General features: G+C 34.7%; 4 protein-coding genes. All 4 read left to right on the top strand.

Annotated features, from left to right (window positions below):
• The first annotated feature begins 108 nt into the window (after positions 1-108).
• The 4 genes from Q0E86_RS11010 to ftsH are packed head-to-tail and all read left to right on the top strand — an operon-like array spanning position 109 to position 4,404.
• Positions 109-657 carry a hypothetical protein gene (locus tag Q0E86_RS11010; protein ID WP_295757165.1) on the top strand — a complete coding sequence of 183 codons (549 nt, stop codon included), beginning with the start codon at positions 109-111 and terminating at the stop codon, positions 655-657.
• A gap of 7 nt (positions 658-664) precedes the next feature.
• Positions 665-1,849, top strand: coding sequence for a tRNA lysidine(34) synthetase TilS (gene tilS / locus Q0E86_RS11005; protein WP_295757162.1), 1,185 nt, complete (start codon positions 665-667; stop codon positions 1,847-1,849).
• A gap of 46 nt (positions 1,850-1,895) precedes the next feature.
• Positions 1,896-2,438 (top strand): hypoxanthine phosphoribosyltransferase, encoded by a 543-nt coding sequence (hpt, locus tag Q0E86_RS11000; protein WP_288536859.1) that lies wholly within the window; start codon positions 1,896-1,898, stop codon positions 2,436-2,438.
• Between the two features lie 10 nt (positions 2,439-2,448).
• On the top strand, positions 2,449-4,404 hold the full coding sequence (gene ftsH, locus Q0E86_RS10995; RefSeq protein WP_295757159.1) for an ATP-dependent zinc metalloprotease FtsH: 1,956 nt from the start codon (positions 2,449-2,451) through the stop codon (positions 4,402-4,404).
• Positions 4,405-4,490: the final 86 nt, after the last annotated feature.

Below are 4,490 nucleotides of genomic sequence, written 5' to 3'. Positions count from 1 at the left end.
CGCCTTGAGACGCGAGCTGGCAGTAAAGGCTTATAGCCGCAGAGAAAACCGCGCTTTTTAAACGCGGTTTTTATATTAAATTCACATTGACCTGTTAGAATAGGGCTTATGGAACCGAATGAATGGCAAAAAAAGAAAAATAGTAAAACAACGGAGAATACGCAAAAAATTACGTCACAGGCTAGAATCGAGGAAGAAAAACTCTTATCATGCTTAAATGAAAGCGAGGTTTATGATTATATGCTTTCTAAACTGAATTTTTGTCAGAGGAAACAAATGTATTCGAGTTTAGAAGCAAAAGTATATGTAAAAGTAGGAGATATCTGTTTTACCGATTTTGGCTTAGCGTATTTAAGTGAGGTTGGTTATCAACATTTTGGACTTGTGTTGGCCATGAAGCATGGAAAAATTTTTGTGGTACCTATGAGTGGAAATAGTAGTGCTTATCATAAGGCGTATGATCCTGTCTTGCGTGTAGGGAAACGTCATTTGATGCGTTTACCAGAAATTGAGGGGTTGAATAAGTCGAGTGTATTGTTTTTGAATGATGCAAAATGGATCAATTCAGCACGTGTGATCGATGTGAAGGCACATATTGATCCAAATTCATATTTGTTTGATAAAATAAAGAAGTGTGTTTTACAAATGATGCTATAATAGGCATATGTCAAAATGTGTAGTGGCCTGTTCAGGTGGACCTGATAGTATGGCTTTATTAGATCAATTGAATAAACAAGGCAAGGACATTGTTGTTGCGCATGTAAATTATAAACATCGAGATACAGCAGATAGGGATGAAAATATCGTAAAAGATTATTGTAAAAAGTATGATATTCCTGTTCGTGTGTGTTATCCGATACATGAGAAAGGAAATTTTCAGGCATGGGCAAGAGATGTTCGTTATGCTTTTTTTGAAGAAGTGGCGGATGCGTTTGATGCAAAAATATTATATGTAGCTCATCAGATGGATGATGTGATAGAAACCTATTTGTTTCAAAAGAATAGAAATATGATTTGTGACTGGTATGGATTAAAAGAAAAGAGTATGCGACATGGGTATCAAATAATTCGTCCTTTATTGAACTTCACAAAGAATGAATTACAAGAGTATTGTAATGAGAATGGTGTATCTTTTGGAATCGATGAATCAAATTTAACTAATCATTATACGCGTAACGTAATTCGTCATACACAAATCGAAAAGATGAGTCGTGATGAAAAGGAAACGTGGATATTAAAGATTCAAAATGAGAATAAAGTATGGCAAACAAAAAGAAAAGGCATAGAAGATTTTTTTAAGGATTGGAACAAGGATGCAGATTCTTTGTTGAATCAAGAAGATGCTTGGCTTTATCTAGATAGTTATTTGTTTCATTCTTTACATCATCATTTCTCAAAAAAATATATGGAAGAATTATGTGTTCAATTAAAAAGCAATGTGTTAATTGAAATAGAGAACTATTTACTGGAAAGACATGGTGGCAAGTTGTATTTTATGTCGAGTCCTACAGATGTGTATTATAAAATGGATGAATTAGAATATAAGGATTATGCGGATTTCAGGATTAAAAATGAGGGAAAGACGATTGAAATGTTTAGTGTAGATGCATCTGACTTTCCTTTGGTTATACGTCGTGTTAGAGTAAATGATACAATTCAAATGCGATTTGGAAATAAGAATGTACATCGATTTTTTGTGGATCGCAAAATCAGCAAGATATATAGAAAATATTGGTTGGTTGTGGAAAATAAAGTGGGCAATGTGATATTTGTGCCAGGGCTTGGTTGTGATGTAGGGCATTATTCACAAAATCAACAGTTCTATTTTAAAATAAATGGTCTTGATTAAATGTTTATGTTACAATATTTAGGTAACTTAAGGAGAAAAACACCATATGATAGCTCAAGATATTGAAAAAGTTTTATTAAGTGAAGAAGAAATTGAAAATCGTTGTGTAGAACTAGCACATCAAATAGAAGCAGATTATAAAGAATCTGGAGATACTCCAATCGTAGTTGGATTATTAAAGGGAAGTGTTCCTTTTATGGCTGAATTGATCAAGCGCTTTGAATTTCCATGTGAAATTGATTTTATGTCAGTTAGTTCATACGATGGAACTGAATCTATTGGGGATGTTCGTATTTTAAAGGATATGGATTTATCTTGTAAAAACCGTTCTATTTTGGTTGTAGAAGATATTATTGATACAGGTAGAACTTTAGTAGAAGTAAAGAAAATGTTTAAAAATAAAGGTTGTTTAGATGTTCGTTGTGTAACATTATTAGATAAACCAAGCCGTCGTGTTTGTGAAATTGAGGCGGATTATGTTGGCTTTGAAGTGCCAAATGAATTTGTGGTTGGATACGGATTGGATTACAACCAAAAGTATCGTAACTTACCATTTATTGGTGTTTTAAAGCCTGAAATTTATCAGTAGGAGGAAGATTATGAAGAAGTGGTTAAATTATTTACCAACCATCTTCATTTTATCAATTGTATTATCATTAGTTTTTTATAGTTCACAGGGCAGTACTGTACAAATGAATTATACACAATTTGAGAAAATTGTAGATGAAGTTGATTTTAAAAAGAGTTCTATGACAATTAGTTCCACTGTAATCCAGTTGGAAGGAACTTATGAACAGAATTCAAAGACAGTTGGATACAAAGTTATTGTTCCAAGAACAGAAAAGAATATTGAAAAATTAGAAAAGTCTTTACAGAGAAATGGTGGAAAATTAACTGTAGAAGATCCAAATCAAGGTAGTGTATGGATTTCGATTCTTTCTCAAATTATTCCATTCTTGATTATTGCGGTATTCTTCTATTTCATGTTCGCAAAAATGGGTGGTGGAGGCAACAATAAAGCCTTCGAATTTGCGAAATCAAAAGCTCGTGTTGAATCAAATGTAAAAGTTCGTTTTAAAGATGTTGCGGGTTGTGAAGAAGAAAAAGAGGAAGTAAAAGAAATTATTGATTACTTGCGTTCACCAAAGAAATTTACGGATATGGGAGCACATATTCCTAAGGGAATTTTAATGGTAGGTCCTCCAGGAACTGGTAAGACGTTACTTGCGAAAGCCGTAGCTGGAGAGGCAAATGTTCCATTCTTCTCAATTTCTGGTTCAGACTTTGTTGAAATGTTTGTCGGAACAGGAGCAAGTCGTGTTCGTGATATGTTTAAAACAGCACAGAAAAGTGCACCATGTATCATATTTATTGATGAAATTGATGCCGTAGGACGTCAGCGTGGAGCTGGTATGGGCGGCGGAAATGATGAACGTGAACAGACATTGAACCAATTGTTGGTTGAAATGGATGGTATGACAGATAATGCGGGTATTGTGGTGATTGCAGCTACAAACCGTCCTGATGTACTAGATCCAGCACTTTTACGTAGTGGTCGTTTTGATCGTCGTGTTACAGTTAGTTTGCCTGATATTAAGGGTCGTGAAGCTATTTTACATGTACATGCTCGTAATAAAAAATTGGCAAGCGATGTTTCACTAGCAAACTTGGCAAAACGTACACCTGGATTCTCCGGGGCTGATTTGGCTAACGTATTGAATGAAGGTGCTATTTTAGCGGTTCGTAAAAATGAAGCTAAGGTCACTATGACAGATTTAGATGAAGCGATTGACCGTGTTATGATGGGACCTGCTAAAAAGAGTAAGAAATATACAGAGAAAGATAAAATTCTTGTGGCTTATCATGAGGCGGGACATGCCGTTATTGGTTTGAAGCTTGAAGATGCAGATATGGTTCAGAAAGTTACTATTATTCCTCGTGGAGATGCAGGTGGATATAACTTGATGACACCTCGTGAAGAGAAGTATTTCCACAGAAAATCTGAATTTATTGCGCAGATCACAGGTTTACTTGGTGGTCGTACAGCTGAAGAAATTCAATTTGGAGAAATCAGTGCGGGTGCCGTAAATGATATTGAAAAATTGACTGAAATTGCCAAAAATATGGTTCGTGTATATGGTATGTCTAGTTTAGGACCAATCCAATATGCAGATCCACAAGGAAATGTCTTCTTAGGAAGAGATTATACAAAGGGTAGTGATTATTCTGCAGGTGTAGCTGCTGAAATTGATAAAGAAGTTCGTGCAATTGTGGATGAGTGTCATGAAAATTGTCGTAAGATTTTAACTGAAAATAAAGATTTGTTGGATTTGATTGCGAATAATTTATATGAACATGAAACATTAACAAATGAAGAAATCACTAATTTGATGAATTATGGACAATTAACAGATCCTAATGCTGAAACGAGTGGAGAAGAGGAAAAGGTAGAACAAGAAGAGGTTCAAGTTCCAGAAATCCCAGAAACACCAAGTGGCGTAGATCAAAAGGATTTGGATGATGCGTTCAATGAATTAACTAAGAAAAAAGATTAATTACACATTAAAGGGGCTGTAACGAGTAAGTGAATTTTATCGCTTATGGAGTTCAGCTCCTCTCTTTTTGTTTTATAGCTTGTAAT

The organism is uncultured Holdemanella sp., assembly GCF_934754935.1.
Classification (GTDB): domain Bacteria; phylum Bacillota_I; class Bacilli_A; order Erysipelotrichales; family Erysipelotrichaceae; genus Holdemanella.
Note: the sequence above shows the minus strand (reverse complement) of the source record. Positions and strands in the feature narration are given on the sequence as shown.